The following is a 15,962-nucleotide window of genomic DNA, read 5'->3' as shown; positions in this document are numbered from 1 at the left end:
TATTGCGAAAGCGACATGGCCTGGACTTTGTGCTCCGCGGTAGCGTCCGTGTGTCGACGAGGTGTCGTGGTTCGAGCGCTCGTGGAGCGCCTCGTCATACAGGGTGCAGGCCGTGAGCGATCTCAAGGGGCGACGGGCAACGGAACAGCCTATCCGCCAAGCGGGTCCCATTCCGGGGGCGCGGCTTCTGCGAACCGGCGCTGCCGCCGGGGAAATCGGCGTGGTCGGGCTCCTGGCCGCTGCGTTCGTCGTCGCCGTGCGCGACAGTTCGGGGCGAGCGCAGGTGGAACCGCTGTTCGCCACGATCTGTGCCGCTGTCGTCGTCCTGATCTACGTTCTGGCGGAGAGTCGGTCGGATCGCTCCACTTCGTCGCTGGCGGCGCTTCCTAAGGCGGCGCTGGCATGGACGCTGGCGGCGGTGACCGGTGCCGTTTTGCTCGCCGCAGCCAGCGGGGGCGCGGTCGCGCAACCGGCTTTCGTCGCGGGATCGTACGCCGCCGGCCTGGCGGCGGTGGTCGCCTATCGGGCGACCGTCACCGGCACAATTGGGGGCAGGGGGGACAGCAATCGGCTTCACGAGGCCCTTGCGGTCATTGCCTTTGACCAGCCGGATCGCGCCACGCTCTGGCTCCGCCGTGTCGAGGAGCGTGGACGGTCGCAGGGCGTGTACGTGAGCGCGTTCTGTGTACCCGGACGTACGGTGGCCGTCGGCGGCATCGCGTCGGCGGCGAGCGTGGCGGATCTGGCCGAGTTGCTCGCCCAACGGCCGGTGGATCGGGTTCTCGTTGTCGCACCGGGCATGACCGGGGCCGAGTTGACGGCGAACCTGCACGCCTTGCGCCGCATCGCGGTCGATGTGGATGTTGTCGCCAACGGGTACGACGATGTCTTTACCGATCGGCCGCTCGGCACGCTGGTCGGCATCCCCACGGTGCGCCTGCTCCGGCGCCCGTTGTCGGCGCAGCAGGCGACGGTCAAGCGGCTGGAGGATCTGGCGGTCTCCGCCGTGGCGCTTCTCCTCCTGGCACCGCTTATGGGCTTGATCGCGGTCGCGGTGCGCGCGGAGACGCCGGGCCCGGTGCTTTTCCGCCAGCACCGTCGCGGCGTCAATGGACAGCCGTTCCAGATCTGGAAGTTCCGGACGATGCATGCGCAGGCGTCGGCCGGTGGCGAAGAGGTCAAGCAGGCCGTGCGCGGCGATCCGCGCGTGACGCGCGTTGGCCGGTGGTTGCGCCGGACCAGCCTCGACGAACTTCCGCAGGTGTTCAACGTGCTGCACGGCGAGATGTCGATCGTGGGCCCGCGGCCCCATGCGATTCAGCACGACGAATGGTATGGAAGCCGCATTCCGGCCTACATCGAGCGCCACCGCATGAAGCCCGGAATCACGGGATGGGCGCAGGTCAACGGCCTGCGCGGGGAGACCGAAACGCTGGCGAAGATGCGCACCCGCGTGGCGCATGATATCTGGTACATGACCCACTGGTCGCTCGCGCTGGACCTCTGGATCCTGATCCGCACCGTCTTCGTGTTGGGCCACCGCAACGCATATTGACCCCATACCCCATTGGCATGAGTTCACTTCGGATGAATTGACAGCACACGCAATTCACCGGATCTTTGTTTCCACAGGGAATTCAGAGTGTGAACTCGCCTGTCCTTTAGGGGGATATCGTGGCCCAACCGAACCCGACGCAGAAACGTGGCTGGTGGCTCGTCGCTCTCGGCATGGGGCTGCTTCTCCCGTTGCCGGCGTATGCGCAGGACGATGGATCCGCGGCACAAGGAACCACGGCTTCGGGCGAGGCCACGGGGACGGAAAGCGGTCGCGCCGAGCGATTTCTGGAAGCGGGTCAAACCGTCCGGGACCGGTCCCGCCCCCGCGTGTCGCCTCGCGGCGGACGGCTCGGCGCATTCATGGTGTTTCCGTCGCTTGCGGTGACCGAAGCGTACGACGATAACATCTTTCGGCAGAACAACAACGAAGAAGACGACTTGATCACCTTCATCCGGCCGGAGATTTCGTTGAATTCGCTTTGGTCCCGGCATTCGCTGAACGTGACACTTCGAGGCGAGCAGACCCTGTACGCAGACAACACGGACGAGAACTACACGAACTTCTCCGCCCTGGCGGACGGCCAGATCGATATTCAGCGAAGCTCCAACATTTATGTCGAAGGCTCCTTCGAACGTTTGCACGAGGAACGCGACTCCCCGGAAGATGTTTTTGGTGAGGAGCCGACGGAGTACGACCGGACACGCGGCGTGCTCGGTATCGTCCACGAACTGAACACGATCACGCTGGACGTTCAGGGGAATGTCACGGATCTGAATTTCAAGGATGTCGATGCGCGCAACGCGGTCGGGGAGATCAACAACGACGACCGCGACCGCACGATATACGAGGCGGTCGGCGAGGTTTCCTTTTCCACGTCGCCGCGCTATGACCTCTTCGTGCGTGGATCGTACAACATCCGGGACTACGACGCGGCAGTCGACGATCGGGGCCGCGACCGAGATTCCGAGGGGTGGCGCGCCGCCGGGGGCGTGGATTTCGAGATCTCAGCGAAGACGTTCGGCAACATCTTCGCTGGATTCCAGTCGCAGGACTTCGACGGCCCCACGCTGAGCACGGTCGACGGGTTGGACTTCGGGGCGGAAGTGACCTGGAACGCCACGCAGTTGACCACCTTCAGTCTCGCCGTCGAGCGAGCCATCGAAGAAACGACCCGGCAGAACGCCAGTTCGCGGGTTCGCTCGGCGGTCTCGCTGTCGGCCGACCACGAACTCCTGCGCAATCTCCTCGTCGGCGTCGACGGCCTGTATCAGAAGGAGGATTTCGAGGGCGTGAACCGCGACGACGACCGGTTCGAGGCCGGCGCCTCGATCGACTACCTGTGGAACCGGCATCTCGACGCCAGCCTCAGCTACCGCTTCTCCAAGCGGGCCTCGACGCTCGACCGCGAAGACTTCACGGCCAACGTCGTGATGCTGACGCTTGAGGTGGCGCTGTAAGACCGGTCGTCACCGGCGCACGCATCACGCCACGAAGCTTCCGTAGAGAAGGCGGCCGGAGGCCACCAACAGGAAGATCCCGAAGAGGACGCGCAAGGCCGTTTGGGGAATGGTGTGGGCCACACGCGCGCCAAGTGGCGCGATCGTGACGGTGACCGGGGCGATGATGGCGAAGCCCAGCAGGTTCACGTAGCCCAGCGACAGCGGCGGTACACCCGGCGTCTGCCAGCCCGCGACGATAAAGCCCAGGGTTGCCGGAACGGCGATGAGGAAACCCACGGCGGAGGCAGTGGCGACAGCGTTCCGGGTGGGGTAGTTGCACAGGCGTAGCGTCGGCACCGTCAGCATCCCGCCGCCGATGCCCATCATCGTGGCGATCATGCCGATCACCGTCGCCATCAGGCTGCGCACGGGTTGGCCGGGCAGGCGGTCCACCAGCCGGGCTTCAGGCCGCACGACCGTCATCTGCAGCGCGATCCCGAGTGCCACCACGGCAAACACGGCCGTCAGCGTCGCCCCGGTGACGAGATCGGAAATGACGCTGCCGGCGACGGCACCGGCAATGATGGGGATCAGCCACTGCTTGAGCAGTTCCAGATCCACGGCGCCCCGACGATGGTGGGCCCGCGCCGAGCGAAAGCCGGTCGCCACGATCGTGGCCAGCGAGGTGCCCACGGCCACGTGCATGCGGACGTCGGCCGGCACCTCCAGCACGCTGAAGACCTGGTACAGCGCCGGCACAATGATGATGCCGCCGCCGATGCCGAGCAGCCCGGCGATGAAGCCCGCGCCGGCACCGGCCACGAGCAGCGCCCCGAGCATGACGAGCAGCTCGGTTAGCGGGGGAAGGGTTTCGATCATCATGACGCGCCGTGTGTAACGAACACGGGCGACGTGTTCCAGCCCGCGCGGCGAGCCGCGCTCACGACGCGGCCTTTTGATCCTCCCGATACCGGATCACCCGGTCGGTCGGCATGCGGATCTCGACGCGCGTGCCCGAGCCGGGCGTGCTGTCGATGGTCATCGTGCCCCCGTGCAGCTCGACCAGGGAGTTGACGAGCGGCAGGCCCAGCCCGGTGCCTTCGTACTTCCGGTTCATCGAGGTGTCGACTTGCGCAAAGGGCTGCATGATCCGGTCCAGGTCTTCCTTGGCGATGCCGATGCCGTTGTCTTGAACGGACAGTACCGGCTCTTGGCCCGCCCAGTCCACGCACACGCGGACCTCGCCTCCGCTTTCGGTGAACTTCACCGCGTTCGTCAGGAGGTTGAGCAGGATCTGCTTGAGCTTGCGCTGATCGGCGTAGAGGACCGGCGTTTGCTCCGGCATGGTTTCCGTGAGCTGAACACCGCTGTTGTCAGCGCGCGGCTTCACCATGGCGATGCTCTGGCGCACCGCGCTGCCCAGATTCACCTCGTCCTCATTCAGCTCCAGGTGCCCGGCTTCGGCCTTGGAGAGGTCCAGTAGATCGTTGATCAGCGCGAGCAGGTGCTGCCCGCTCTCGCGCACGTCCTTCGCATAGTCTTTGTAGCGGTGGTGCCCAAGTTCGCCCATCACCTCGTTTTCGAGCACCTCCGCGAAGCCGATGATGGCGTTCAAGGGCGTGCGGAGTTCGTGGCTCATGTTGGCAAGGAAGCCGGTCTTGGCCTTGTTCGCCGCTTCGGCGGCGTCGCGGGCGCGTGCCAACTCCGCCGTGCGTTCGGCAACGCGGCGTTCCAGGTGGTCGCGTGCTCGCCGCAGTTCGGTTTCGTAGCGCTGCTGGTGCGCCTGCATGCGGTTGAAGGCTTTGACCACGGCGCCGATTTCGTCGTTGCTGTCCCATTGCACGGCCTGACGGCCGCCGCGTTTCTCGGTGCGCGCGATGGAATTCAGCAGCCGCTGCAGGGGGATGCCGATCACCCAGCGATTCGCGAGGAGCGCGCTGACGATGGCGCTGAGCAACAGCAGCGCGGCCAGGACGCTTGCCCAAACGAGGCGTTCCGCCGCCGCGGCTTCCAGTCGCTTGTTGGTCAAGGCGACGGTGAACTGCCCGATCACGCGGCGCTCGTCGTGGCGCTCGTAGACGATGTCCTTGGACGCGACGAGGTGCGGCATCCGTGTGCGGTCGAACTCGCCCACCGCCGCCAGCATGTTGCCCATGTTGTCGTAGACGGCGGCGCCGCGGATGTCTGGGTCCGCGCCCGCCGCCGTGAGAATGAGGCGGATGCGCTCGTGATCCAGCGTCCAGAGCGACTCCTTCAGCACAGCCGACTGATTGTCCAGTATCCGCTGGAGCTTTTGCTGCAACTCGTGCCGGGCATGCGTGTAGGCGGTGTACTCGTACAGCCCGAAGAGCGTGAGCATCGCCACCACGATGAGCGGAATGTTGATGGCGAGAAAGTTGGCGCGGATCGACCGCAGGCGCGGCACGGGCATCGCCAGCCGCCGCAGCGCCCGGCGCGGATCAAAGCGCGCCATCACCGGTTCTGCCTGTTGCAGCGTGGGCGGAACCAATCACGCCTCCTGGCGCACGCGAAAATCGGCAAGACAGATCGTCCAACGCGCGAGATGAGCATCCAGAAGCCGGTTTGTCCATCCATGGCGACCGATCGCGTCCGCCGACCGTCACGGGCATCCATTCAGCCGGTCTCGCGTGCGGCGTTCTCGGCGTGAGCTCGTTCGACATCCCCCGGCCTTCCAAGCTCGAGCGGGTGGCAGGCAAAGCGAAGGCGGCGCCGCCACGCCATCGTATCACGAGCATCAGCGAAAGCCGTTAATAAAGCCTAAAATCTTAACGTGCTTCGAGTTTCCTTTGTTCCGCAAAAATCCGGACAGCCAGCCGAATTTGCCACACATTGGCCACAGCATGGTTGTATCCACGACCCGGTTGGGCCGTTATCCCGATCCCCATGCGAAACGAGAGCGAGAGGTTCGCGACGGTGTCTCACACGCCAACGTCCTCCTCGAAACAAGGCCCCACCGAGCCGCAGCCGCCCCGCCGGCTTCTTCCCGGTGTTCCGGCCCGAGCCGTCAACGCGCGCGGGGGCGTGAAAACCAGCGGGGCTGATCGTGCCCGTGCCGATGCTGGTGGCGACACGCCCATGGGCCAACTGGTGATCGGCCGCAGCGTTCGCTTCCGCGGCACCATCGACAACACCCGGCACGTCATCGTTCATGGCCGGGCCAACGCCACGTTGCCGTCCGGCAGCCTGGAGGTGGCCGAAGGCGGCCTGTTCACCGGCCGGGTCGATGTCGAGTTCGCCACCATCGCCGGCACGTTCGATGGAACCCTGACGGTGGCCGGCCGCCTGACGGTGGCCGCCACGGGGGTCGTCACCGGCACGGTCCGATATGATGAACTGGTGGTGGAGGCCGGCGGCGAGATCTCCGGCGATATTGCACGGACAAGCGCACCGGCGCAGGCTCCGCCACCGGCCGAGGCGGCCACGGAGGATCTGCAGAACGATCCACCGACGGCCGGACCGGCGGTCGACCGCGACCGCACGCCGGAACTCGTTTGATCCCGTGCCACAAGGGGTTGGGCGGGGATCCCGCATACCCAGGGGCTGAGCCGCGCATGAGCCTGATGACGGGCGTGGCCTGGACCGTGGCCACGGGAATGGGGCTGTACGGCCTCCTGGTCTCCGGCCTTCATCTCGGCCAACGTCGGCTGTTGTACCGGCCCAACCCCGAACCGCCCCGCCTGAGCGCGCCGTACGAGTCGATCGGGACGCGTACGGCCGACGGCGTGACGCTCCGCCACGCGCTTGCGTCCGCTGACTCGGCCGACTTTGGCGTGCTCGCCTGTCACGGCAACGCGGGCCATCTGGGTCACCGCCTGGACAAGTTCGCCCCCCTGCACGCTGCCGGCTGGAACGTCGCGGTCGTTGGCTACCGGGGGTTCGGCGGCAATCCCGGGCAACCGAGCGAGGCCGGCCTGATCGCCGACGCCGAAAGCGTGCTGGAGCGTCTGGCCGTCCTCGGCATCCCGCCCGAGCGCGTCGTCCTTTACGGCGAATCTCTGGGCACGGGCGTGGCGACCGCGCTGGCCGCCCGGCGCCCGGTAGCCGGCCTGGTCCTGGAAGGCGGCTTCACCGCGATCGCGGATGTGGCGCAGCGCCACTACTGGTACGTGCCGGCCCGGCGGCTGGTGCGGGACCGCTTCGAATCGCGGGCGCGCATCCGGACGGTGACGGCGCCGTTGCTCATGCTGCACGGCACCGCGGACAGCGTGGTGCCGCCGGACCTGGGCGAGCGGCTCTTCGCGGCGGCGAATGCGCCCAAAACGTGGCATTCCGTCCGCGGCGCGGGCCACACCGGGGTCTGGGACCAGGGCGGCCGCGAGGCGACGCTGCGCTTTCTGGCGCGCGTTGCCGGTGGGAACGCGTCCAGGGCGGCTCAGCCGGCGCTGGAGCGCGTGTAGGCGGCGAGCGCCTCGGCCGTATCCAGGTCGTGCAGGATGCCGGCGTCCGGCATCGCAACCTCGCGCACCGCCTCAGCGTGCGCGTGCAAGAGCGGCTTGGCGCCGACGTCGCCCTCGATCTCCAGCATCTCGGGCAGGAACCGCTTGGCGAACAGCACCGGGTTGCCCCGCTTGCCCTGCCAAGTTGGGACGCAGATGGCCGCCCCGTGGTCCGGTGCGAAAGCGGCCACGAGGCGGTCGATGACCGTGGCCGTCAAATCGGGCATGTCCGCCAGCACGACGACGACGCCGTCGATGTCCGGCGGCAGCGCCTTGACCCCTGTGCGCAGCGAGCTGGCCATGCCGCTGGCGTGGTCGGGGTTGTAGACGGTCGCGACCTCGGCGCCGTTCAGCGCAGCCTCGACGGCCTCGCGGTCGTGGCCGGTTACCACCGTGACCGGGTTCGCGTGCGAGGCGAGCACGGTATCCACGGTCCGGCGCACGAGCGGCGTGCCGTCGATCGCCGCGAGCAGCTTGTTGTGGTCGCCGGCCCGCCGGGATTGCCCGGCGGCGAGCACCAGCCCGGCGATGCGCGGCGGTGTTCGGGGGGCGCTCGTCGACGCGGGCGCCGCGTGGGTGCGCGGCAACGGCCGGCTGTGGATCTCCTTCAAGCGCCCACCGCTGCCCATGCGCGCGATTTCGGCCGAGGTCACGTCGAAGCCGGCGCACAGCCGCCACAGCACCCAGTCGTTGCCGCCGATGCGCGGCGAGCGCGCCGACCCCGGCATGCCGAGGACCGCCGCGCCCTCCAGGTACCCAAGCACCAGCAGGTTCCCCGGATCGACGGGCATGCCGAAGCGCTCGACCGTGCCGCCGGCTTGCTCGATCGCGGCGGGCAGGGTGTCGCGCCGGTCCACCGTCGCCGAGGCGCCCAGCATGAGGATGAGGTCGCAGCCGCGCCCGAGCAGGCGGGAGAGGGCGCCGGCCACGTCATCCGGCGTGTGCGCCGTCCGCTCTTCCGCGGCCAGCGTGCTGCCCAGCGACTCCAGGCGCGTGCGCACGGTTTCCGTGGTCTTGGCCAGCACCTTGTCCCGCGTACCGGGGAGGGTGGTCTGGACCAGCCCCGCCGACCGGGCCCGGAAGGGGGCGACGCGGAGCAGAGAAGGCGCTTGGGCCGCCGCCATCTCGGCCGCCTGGGCCACAGTGGCGGCGGGAACGGCGATGGGAATGATCTTGATCGTCGCCACGATTTGGCCGGCGCCGACGCGCGCGTACGGCTCCAGCGCGGCGATCGTGACCGCCTCGTCCACACCGTTCACGCGGTCCAGCGCGGTGCGGTCGTATACCAGCACGCCGTCGTGCTCGGCGAAGAGGTTCACGCGGCCGGTGGCGGCGGTGCTCGCGCTCATGTTGGCGCCCTGGCACGCCTCCGCCATGCGCCGCGCCGCCGCGTCCTCGTCCAGGTCGCCGTCCTCCAGGCGCGCAGCGATCACGGCGTTCACGCCCGCCGCGCGCAGCGCCACGACATCGGCGGCGGAAAGATGCCGGCCTTTCTTGAAGGTGGTGTCGCCGACCTGCTGACTGTGCGCGAGGATGGTTCCCTCGGCCTCGGCGACGGACACGGTGCCGAAGCGCATGGCTCAGTCCGCCGCGGCATCGGCCGAAGCGCGTTTTTCCAGCGGCGGCGCGCCGTGGAGCACCTGCGTCATCTGGGCAAGCGCGGCGATGGCGATTTCCGCGGGTGCCCGGCCGCCCAGTGGCAGGCCGAGCGGCCCGTGGATGCGGCGGAGCTGATCGTCGCTCAAGCCCTCGTCCGCCAGCCGTTCCAGGCGCTTGGCGTGCGTGCGCGTGGAACCGAGCGCGCCGATGTAGAAGGCCGGGCTCGCCAGCGCGGTCCTCAGGGCCGGGTCGTCCAGCTTGGGATCGTGGGTGAGCGTGATCACGGCCGTGCGCCGGTCCGGCTGGAGCGCTTGCAGGGCCTCGTCCGGCCAGTCGTGGCGCATGGCGACCCGGGGGAAGCGCGCGTCCGTGGCGAAGGCGCGCCGCGGGTCAACAACGGTTACCTCGTAGCCCGCGATCTGGGCCATGGGCGCCAGGGCCTGGGCGATGTGCACCGCCCCCACGACGACCAGCCGCAGCGGCGGGTTGAAGACCTCCACCATCAGGTGGTCGTTGGGATCGGGCAGGCGGCCGCTGCGGTCGCGCTGGATCGCATTCGCCACGGCATGCAGGGCCGGTGCCGACAGCATCAGGCTGCCCGCGACCACCTCGCCGTCGTCGTACACGGCGGCGTGGCCCGTCTCCAGGTCCGTGACCAGCGCCACAGGGCGCTTGTGCGCCCGCGCCTGCTGGAGCGTGTCGAGAACCGCGCGTTTCATGCCACCTTCTCGACCCAGACGTGGACCGTGCCGCCGCAGGCCAGGCCGACCTCCCAGGCGCGCTCGTCGCTGACGCCGAATTCCAGCAGCTTCGGCTGGCCGGTCTTCATGGCCTGCTTGGCCTCGTGCACGACGGCGCCCTCGATGCAGCCGCCCGAGACCGAGCCCACCATGTTGCCGGTCTCGTCGACCACCAGCTGACTTCCCGCCGGCCGCGGCGAGGACCCCCACGTGGAAACCACCGTGGCGCGCGCGACCGTTCGCCCCGCGTCCAGCCAGGCCTGGGCCGTGGCCAGCTCGTCGCCCTCGGGAAGGGCACTGTCCGTTACGCGATCATCGCCCGCCATGCCGCCATCCCGCTGGTCCGGTGCTCGATGGGCGCGCTAAGCACGTCCGCCAACTCGCTCAGGCTCGCCAAGTTGTGCACAGGCCGGAAGTCATCGACGTACGGCAGCATTGCCCTGGCTCCCAGGGATTTTGGTGCATACCCGGAATACCGCAAGAGCGGGTTGAGCCACAGCACGTGGCGCGCCGACTTGTGCAGCCGCTTCATCTCCGCGCGCAGGCCCTCGGCGTTGTCGCGGTCGAGGCCGTCGGTGATGAGCAGCACCACCGCGCCCTGGCCGAGCACGCGGCGCGCCCACAGGCGGTTGAAGGTGTGCAGGCAGTGCCCGATGCGCGTGCCGCCTTCCCAGTCAGTGACCGTGCTGCCCACCTTCGCCAGCGCTTCGTCGACGTCCTGATGGCGCAGGTGGTGGGTGATGTTCGTCAGTTCCGTGCCGAAGACGAAGCTGTGCACCCGGTCGCGGTCGCGCGTGACGGTGTGCATGAAGTGCAGCACCATGCGCGAGTACTGCGCCATGGAGCCCGAGATGTCGCAGATCATCACCAGCGGCGGCGGGCGGTGGCGCTGGCGCCGCCACTGCAGCGGGATGTCGTCGCGCCCGGCGCGCAGCGCGGCCCGCATGGTGCGCCGCAGGTCCGCCTGCCCCGGATGCTGGGCGGGGCGGTGGCGGCGCGTGCGAATGGGCCGGACGGGCAGGCGGAAGCGGGCAATGGCACGCTTCGCGTCCTCGATCTCGGCACGCCCCATGGACTCGAAATCCATGGTGCGCAGCACCGCCTCGCGCGACCAGGTTTCGGCCGCGTCGATCTCGATCTCTTCCCGTTCCTCGCGCGCGGTGTCGCGCTCGCTGCCCGATGAGAGGGCTTCCGCCAGCCGCCGGGCGATCTCGCGCCGGTCCTGGTTCTCTTCGGCGCCGCCGGGCGTTTCCGGCAGGACCAGTTGGCGCAGGCGGTCCAGCAGGCGCGGGTTGCGCCAGAACACCTGGAAGGCCTGATCGAAGAGCGCGTGTTCCTCGCGCCGGTTCACGAAGACGGCGTGCAGCGCCCAGTAGAGGTCGTCGCGCCGGTCGATACCGACGGCCCGCATGGCATCCACGGCCTGCAGCACGCGCCCGGGCCCGACGGGCAGGCCGGCCGCGCGCAGCGTGCGCGCGAACAGCATCAGGTTCTCGACCAGGCGGCCGTCGCTGCCGGCCGGCTCGGGGGTGCGGTTGTTGTGCGCCGTGGCCGTCACCGGGCGCTCCCCGCGATCAGGAGGCCGAGCGCGCGGCCTGGCTGGTCAGTTCCTGCTTGACCTCGTCCAGGATGCGCCGGGCCTCGCTGCCTTCGATCTTGGCGATATCGTCCTGGTATTTCAGCAGGGTGCCGAGGGTGTCGTCGATCGCCTCGGGGGTAAGCGCGACCTTGTCGAGCTGGGTGAGGGCGTCGGCCCAGTCCAGCGTCTCCGCCACGCCGGGCTGCTTGTAGAGGTCCATGCCGCGCAGCTTCTGCACGAAGGCGACCACCTGCTGCGACAGTTCCGCGGGGGCCCCCGGCGCCTTCACGCGCAGGATGTCCAGCTCGCGGTCCGCCGCGGGGTAGGGCACCCAGTGGTAATAGCAGCGGCGCTTGAGGGCGTCGTGGATCTCACGCGTGCGGTTGGAGGTGATGATGACGATCGGCGGTTCCGGCGCCTTGATCGTGCCCAGTTCCGGGATCGTCACCTGATAGTCGGCCAGCACCTCCAGCAGATAGGCCTCGAAGGGTTCGTCCGTGCGGTCCAGCTCGTCGATCAGCAGCACGGGCGGGCCGGCCATGTCCGGCTTAAGGGCGCGCAGGACGGGGCGTTCGATCAGGAAGCGCTCATCGAAGATGTCGGCGGCGAGCTGCTCCCGGTCGCGGTCGCCCACGGCTTCCGACATGCGGATTTCCATCATCTGCCTCGGGTAGTTCCACTCGTAGACCGCGGAGGCGACGTCGAGGCCCTCGTAGCACTGCAGGCGCACGAGCGTGCGCCCGAGGGTCGCGGCGAGCACCTTGGCGATCTCGGTCTTGCCCGTGCCGGCCTCGCCTTCGAGGAAGAGCGGCCGGCCCAGCGTGAGCGAGAGGTAGAGGACGGTCGCCAGACTGCGGTCGGCGACGTACTGGCCGTCCTTCAAGAGCTCCTGGGTGGCGTCGACGGACTGGGGCAGCGTGCGCGTCATCCGGCCCTCGTTTCGCGGTTGGCCGCGTGTGGCATCCGCGGCGACCACGGCGCCTTTGCTCGTCGGGACGCGGTCGCATCGCCGGCTTGCGGCTCACAAGCCGGCATCGGCGCTACTTCTGGACGTAGCTGCCGTCCGGCTTCTTGAAGTAGGTGCCGTCGGGCGCCCGCTCCACGATCTGTTCGGCGTAGACCTTGCCGACCGCCTCCGGCGCGACGCCCTGGTTCTTGGCGCGTTCCTGGTAGATCTGGCGGCGTTTGGCGTTGACCTGGTCGACCACCTGCTTGGCGCCGCTGGGTGGGTCGTCCACCCGGATCTCCACGTAGCCGTCGTAGCGCTCGGCGATCACGCCCTGGGCGCGCAGGCTGTCCAGCGACGGCGTTCCAGCCACCGGCGCAGCGACCGCTGCCAGCAGCACGGCCGGAACGAGAGCCAAAAGATGACGGCGCACCAACATCCTGGATGCGATCCTTCAAAAGATGTCCGGGTTCTTTTCGATGTCCTGCTCGGCCTTTTCTTCCAGCTTCACGCGCACCTCGGCATCCAGCTTCACGTTGAGGTTGATCGTGATGGGCTCCTCGGGCGCTTGCATGCGCACCGTTGGCTGGCACGCCGCCGATGCCAGACCCAGCGCCAGGGCGATCAGGATGGATGCACGAGTCACGCCGGCCAGCCTCCATAACCGCTACGGAAGGATGCGCCCGCCGCCCGAACACGGCAAGGGGGAGCGGTCATTGCACGGAGATCGCGTTGTTCAGCAAGTCCGCCGACAGCGCGCGCCCGCGCCGGAGCGCTTCGAGGAGTGGGCGCATGTCGCCCGAGATGTTGACGTTGAAGCGGAAGGGATAGCCGTCGAGCACGTCGGGATTCCGCCCCCCAAGCGTCACGGTCGCTTTCATCTCTCCGGGCGTCGGCCGGTTAACGCCAATCGATAGAACATCGTACTGGAAATTCTCCAGGGCCCGCAGCATGAGCGTGACATGCTCGCCGCCGGCGGCCTTGAGGCTTTCCGCCGCGCCGAGGCGTACACGAAGCTGGCCCGGTCCGGTCGCCCTGAGCGTGCCGTCGTCCACCAGCGCCGCACCGTCTTCGACACGGACTGGGATCGTGCCGACCAGGTTTCCGGTGCCACTGATATCCTCGACGCCGATTTCCTCGATCAGCTTGCTCAGCGACATGCCGCTGATGTGGACCGGCGCGTCCACGCGGGTCGCGCTCTGGGTCCAGACGATGTTGCGAAGCGACACCTCGCCCTCGGCGAGCTTTCCAGTGGCTTCGGCCACATGAACGATCGGCTTGCCGTTGGCCGCGGCATCCAGGCGCACGCGGGCTTCCACGTCGGCGAGCGGCAACGCGGCCGTGATCGTGTCGGCGGTAACGGTTTGCACCCCGGCGGTGCGTGGCGGGACCAGGCTGTCCAGCGCAAGGGTGCCGTTGAGGTTGCTGATCGTGCAGAAGGGCAGAGTGGCGTCGAGCCCGTCGATGGCGAGTTCGCCCGTGCTGGACAGGCCGTTCGCGCCCAGGCTGAGCGTCGCCGCCGGCGTCAGCGTGCCGGAAACCTTGGTCGCGTCGGCGAGCAGCGGGCTGAGCGCGGCCGGCTGCAGGCCGCCCGGCGCGAAGCGGATGGGCGTAGGGGGCACGCGGAGCCGCCCCGTCCCCGTGGCCGGGTCGAAGCGGCCTTCGACCGGCACCTCCAGGGTCGCGTCCGCAAAGGATACGGCGCCGTCCAAGCGGTACGCGCCCTCGCTCGCTGTCACCGCTGCATTGATGCTCAGGGGCTTGAACGCCGGCGTTGCCGCCGTGTGGCGGAGCGATGCGACGGTAAGGTCGCCGCGTGGCGCGGCCCCGGGCGGCATCGCCACGGTGCCGGAGATTCCGCGCGCGGCCAGTGCGGCGCCCGGTACCGTGGCCGAAGCGTCGGACACGGCCCCGTCCAGCCGCAGACCGCTGCCTGTTTGCGCCACCGAAACCGTGATGCGGCCGCCGTTGGTCCGGATGGTGTCGCCGATCCGGATCGTTCCGGGCCGCGTGACGGCGCTGACGCGCACGCCCGCCGGACTCAGCGCGGCTGAGGCGTCCGGCACAGCGATGCGCTCGGGCATCGCCACGGAAACCCCGCCCGGCGCCGTGACCTCGACGAGGTGTAACCAACCGGGCGCGCGCAGCGCGATTTCCGCGTCGTCGCCGCCGGCAAAGCGCGCGGTCAGCGGGGCCTTCATCCGGATGTCGCGCGCGCTTGCTTCGCCGATCCGCGCCGATGCCGCCGTCGCGGAAAGCGTGCCCCTCGCGGTGTACGTGCCCGATGTGAGCGCCGCGGTCCCGCGATACGTGGCGGTGTTCACGGCGCCCCACGGCAGCGGCAGGCCCGTGGCCGTGAGCGTCACGGGATCGGCTTTGGCCCGGCGCAGGCCCAGGTCGGCGTCCAGCATGGCCACCGCGTCGACCCCGCCGGCCAGACCGCCGGTGGTCCCGATCTCACCCCTTGCCGCCGCGGCCGCATCCAGCCGCCACCCGGCCGCCACCGGCCGCACCCGCAGCAGCGGCGCCCCGGCTTCGCGCGGGGTAATCTCGGTGCGGGTCTTCGTCGTGAAGAGGCGGGCAAGCTCGTCCGGCAGCCCGAGCCGTTCCCAGGCTGCAGCGCGCCCGCCTTCGGTACGGAGCGTGATCGGATCGGGCGCTGTGATGCGCAGCTCGCCGTCCGTGGCGTGCGCGGCCAGTGTTCCCGAAGCGGTGAGCCCCTCGGCATAGGGCTCGCTCGTGGCGTCGCGCAGTTTGGCCGTGATTTCCAGCTGGCCGGTATCGGGGATGCGCCGCTCGGGCCCGGTCAAGGTTTGGAGGGCCGGCAGCCGCCCCTCGTGTCGGAGCCGAAGCGAAAACCGGCCGGTTGGGATCGCCAGGGCGTTCCGCCACGCCACCGGGAGCGTCGCCAAGTCGGCGTTGATGGCCCCGTCCAGTTGGCCGCTGGGTTCCGTGGCGAGGTCGGTCAACGTGCCCTCCAGCCGGGCTTGGGCGAAGCGTTCGCGTGCGTTCGCCTCGAAGGTGACGGCCAAGCCATTCTCGGGGCGCAGCTGGCCCTGGAACTGAACGGGAATGTCCGGCGTGCCGGGAACCTGAACCACGATCCTGGCATCGCGGAGCGCGATGCGCGGCAGGCTGTGGGACCAGGCGCCATCTCCGGTCTCCGTCTCCGTCGCGGTCGTGGCACCCGTCGAGCGCGGAAGCCACGGCGAGCGGTCGCCGCTCAGCGGATCGACCGTGGCGCGCAAGCCCCTGATTTCGAGTGATTTTAGTGTCCCGTGCAGCAGGTCGTTCGCGGTAAACGTGGCGCTGATCCGCTCGGCCTGCGGTGCGCCGGAGCCCAGGTCCACGTCCGTCACCACCACGTGGGACAGGCTGAGCCGTTTGACGGCGAAGTCGGCCTTGCCAAAACCCTGCGCGGCGAGCCAGCGCGTGCCGGCGACCTCGGCGAGTTGCGTGCGCCAGATGACAGCGCTGACAACGAGCACCGCCAGGATCAGGACAACGCCGGCAAGCGTGCGCGCGAGGTGCCGCATCGGGGACAAACCCGGTTCGCGTAGGATGGCGCAAGCATGGGTGGGCGTGGGCGGCAAAGCAAACGCCCGGGACGGCGGACCGCCCCGGGCGTCGGGAAAATGGTTTTG

Annotated in this window: 14 protein-coding genes; 4 read left to right on the top strand and 10 right to left on the bottom strand. The window is 69.0% G+C overall.

Annotated features, from left to right (window positions below; genetic code table 11):
* Window positions 1–112 precede the first annotated feature (112 nt).
* Both BLQ43_RS04550 and BLQ43_RS04545 read left to right on the top strand, forming a co-directional pair.
* Window positions 113–1,555: an exopolysaccharide biosynthesis polyprenyl glycosylphosphotransferase gene (locus BLQ43_RS04550; RefSeq protein WP_176758518.1), complete on the top strand. Its 1,443-nt coding sequence runs from the start codon at window positions 113–115 to the stop codon at window positions 1,553–1,555.
* A 119-nt stretch (window positions 1,556–1,674) separates the two neighbouring features.
* The gene (locus BLQ43_RS04545) at window positions 1,675–3,015 is read left to right on the top strand and encodes an outer membrane beta-barrel protein (protein WP_143006159.1); all 1,341 of its coding nucleotides are present in this window, start codon (window positions 1,675–1,677) and stop codon (window positions 3,013–3,015) included.
* 24 nt (window positions 3,016–3,039) lie between these two features.
* Here BLQ43_RS04545 and BLQ43_RS04540 read toward each other — a convergent pair whose 3' ends face one another.
* Together BLQ43_RS04540 and BLQ43_RS04535 are read right to left on the bottom strand one after the other, a co-directional pair.
* Window positions 3,040–3,876 carry a sulfite exporter TauE/SafE family protein gene (locus tag BLQ43_RS04540; protein WP_090019132.1) on the bottom strand — a complete coding sequence of 279 codons (837 nt, stop codon included), beginning with the start codon at window positions 3,874–3,876 and terminating at the stop codon, window positions 3,040–3,042.
* 61 nt (window positions 3,877–3,937) lie between these two features.
* Window positions 3,938–5,470 carry a sensor histidine kinase gene (locus tag BLQ43_RS04535; protein ID WP_090018931.1) on the bottom strand — a complete coding sequence of 511 codons (1,533 nt, stop codon included), beginning with the start codon at window positions 5,468–5,470 and terminating at the stop codon, window positions 3,938–3,940.
* 623 nt (window positions 5,471–6,093) lie between these two features.
* Between BLQ43_RS04535 and BLQ43_RS04530 the strand changes: the two genes are divergently transcribed.
* Together BLQ43_RS04530 and BLQ43_RS04525 are read left to right on the top strand one after the other, a co-directional pair.
* Entirely contained in the window at window positions 6,094–6,513 is a 420-nt protein-coding gene (locus tag BLQ43_RS04530) for a bactofilin family protein (RefSeq protein WP_176758517.1), read from the top strand.
* Window positions 6,514–6,569: 56 nt separating this feature from the next.
* Window positions 6,570–7,415 carry an alpha/beta hydrolase gene (locus tag BLQ43_RS04525; protein ID WP_090018929.1) on the top strand — a complete coding sequence of 282 codons (846 nt, stop codon included), beginning with the start codon at window positions 6,570–6,572 and terminating at the stop codon, window positions 7,413–7,415.
* Here the strand turns inward: BLQ43_RS04525 and BLQ43_RS04520 are convergent.
* From BLQ43_RS04520 to BLQ43_RS04485, 8 genes are all read right to left on the bottom strand, one after another.
* Entirely contained in the window at window positions 7,391–9,031 is a 1,641-nt protein-coding gene (locus BLQ43_RS04520; RefSeq protein ID WP_090018928.1) for an NTP transferase domain-containing protein, read from the bottom strand. The two genes, BLQ43_RS04525 and BLQ43_RS04520, sit on opposite strands and share 25 nt — an antisense overlap.
* 3 nt (window positions 9,032–9,034) lie before the next feature.
* Window positions 9,035–9,772: an XdhC family protein gene (locus BLQ43_RS04515; RefSeq protein WP_090018927.1), complete on the bottom strand. Its 738-nt coding sequence runs from the start codon at window positions 9,770–9,772 to the stop codon at window positions 9,035–9,037.
* Window positions 9,769–10,119, bottom strand: a complete 351-nt coding sequence (locus BLQ43_RS04510) for an XdhC family protein (RefSeq protein WP_090018926.1) — start codon at window positions 10,117–10,119, stop codon at window positions 9,769–9,771. The genes BLQ43_RS04515 and BLQ43_RS04510 overlap by 4 nt, the downstream gene beginning before the upstream one ends.
* On the bottom strand, window positions 10,098–11,351 hold the full coding sequence (locus BLQ43_RS04505) for a vWA domain-containing protein (RefSeq protein WP_245659442.1): 1,254 nt from the start codon (window positions 11,349–11,351) through the stop codon (window positions 10,098–10,100). Before BLQ43_RS04505 ends, BLQ43_RS04510 begins: the two co-directional genes overlap by 22 nt.
* 16 nt (window positions 11,352–11,367) lie before the next feature.
* Window positions 11,368–12,300 carry an AAA family ATPase gene (locus BLQ43_RS04500; RefSeq protein ID WP_090018925.1) on the bottom strand — a complete coding sequence of 311 codons (933 nt, stop codon included), beginning with the start codon at window positions 12,298–12,300 and terminating at the stop codon, window positions 11,368–11,370.
* 112 nt (window positions 12,301–12,412) lie between these two features.
* On the bottom strand, window positions 12,413–12,757 hold the full coding sequence (locus BLQ43_RS04495) for a YdbL family probable chaperone protein (protein ID WP_090018924.1): 345 nt from the start codon (window positions 12,755–12,757) through the stop codon (window positions 12,413–12,415).
* Window positions 12,758–12,772: 15 nt separating this feature from the next.
* A complete protein-coding gene (locus BLQ43_RS14820) occupies window positions 12,773–12,964 on the bottom strand; it encodes a YnbE family lipoprotein (protein WP_245659441.1) in 192 nt (63 codons plus the stop codon).
* 67 nt (window positions 12,965–13,031) lie between these two features.
* The gene (locus BLQ43_RS04485; RefSeq protein ID WP_090018923.1) at window positions 13,032–15,854 is read right to left on the bottom strand and encodes an intermembrane phospholipid transport protein YdbH family protein; all 2,823 of its coding nucleotides are present in this window, start codon (window positions 15,852–15,854) and stop codon (window positions 13,032–13,034) included.
* Between the last annotated feature and the right edge of the window lie 108 nt (window positions 15,855–15,962).

Origin of the sequence: Limimonas halophila (genome assembly GCF_900100655.1) — a bacterium.
Taxonomy (GTDB): Bacteria; Pseudomonadota; Alphaproteobacteria; order Kiloniellales; family Rhodovibrionaceae; genus Limimonas; species Limimonas halophila.
The sequence above is the reverse complement of the archived record's forward strand: the minus strand, read 5'-3'. Positions and strand labels throughout refer to the sequence as shown.

Excerpts from the sequence above, each read along its gene's own strand:
- BLQ43_RS04540 (WP_090019132.1), bottom strand. The coding sequence starts at position 3,876 with ATGATCGAAACCCTTCCCCCGCTAACCGAGCTGCTCGTCATGCTCGGG.
- BLQ43_RS04535 (WP_090018931.1), bottom strand. The coding sequence starts at position 5,470 with ATGGCGCGCTTTGATCCGCGCCGGGCGCTGCGGCGGCTGGCGATGCCC.
- BLQ43_RS04530 (WP_176758517.1), top strand. The coding sequence starts at position 6,094 with ATGGGCCAACTGGTGATCGGCCGCAGCGTTCGCTTCCGCGGCACCATC.
- BLQ43_RS04525 (WP_090018929.1), top strand. The coding sequence starts at position 6,570 with ATGAGCCTGATGACGGGCGTGGCCTGGACCGTGGCCACGGGAATGGGG.
- BLQ43_RS04520 (WP_090018928.1), bottom strand. The coding sequence starts at position 9,031 with ATGCGCTTCGGCACCGTGTCCGTCGCCGAGGCCGAGGGAACCATCCTC.
- BLQ43_RS04515 (WP_090018927.1), bottom strand. The coding sequence starts at position 9,772 with ATGAAACGCGCGGTTCTCGACACGCTCCAGCAGGCGCGGGCGCACAAG.
- BLQ43_RS04510 (WP_090018926.1), bottom strand. The coding sequence starts at position 10,119 with ATGGCGGGCGATGATCGCGTAACGGACAGTGCCCTTCCCGAGGGCGAC.
- BLQ43_RS04500 (WP_090018925.1), bottom strand. The coding sequence starts at position 12,300 with ATGACGCGCACGCTGCCCCAGTCCGTCGACGCCACCCAGGAGCTCTTG.
- BLQ43_RS04495 (WP_090018924.1), bottom strand. The coding sequence starts at position 12,757 with ATGTTGGTGCGCCGTCATCTTTTGGCTCTCGTTCCGGCCGTGCTGCTG.
- BLQ43_RS04485 (WP_090018923.1), bottom strand. The coding sequence starts at position 15,854 with ATGCGGCACCTCGCGCGCACGCTTGCCGGCGTTGTCCTGATCCTGGCG.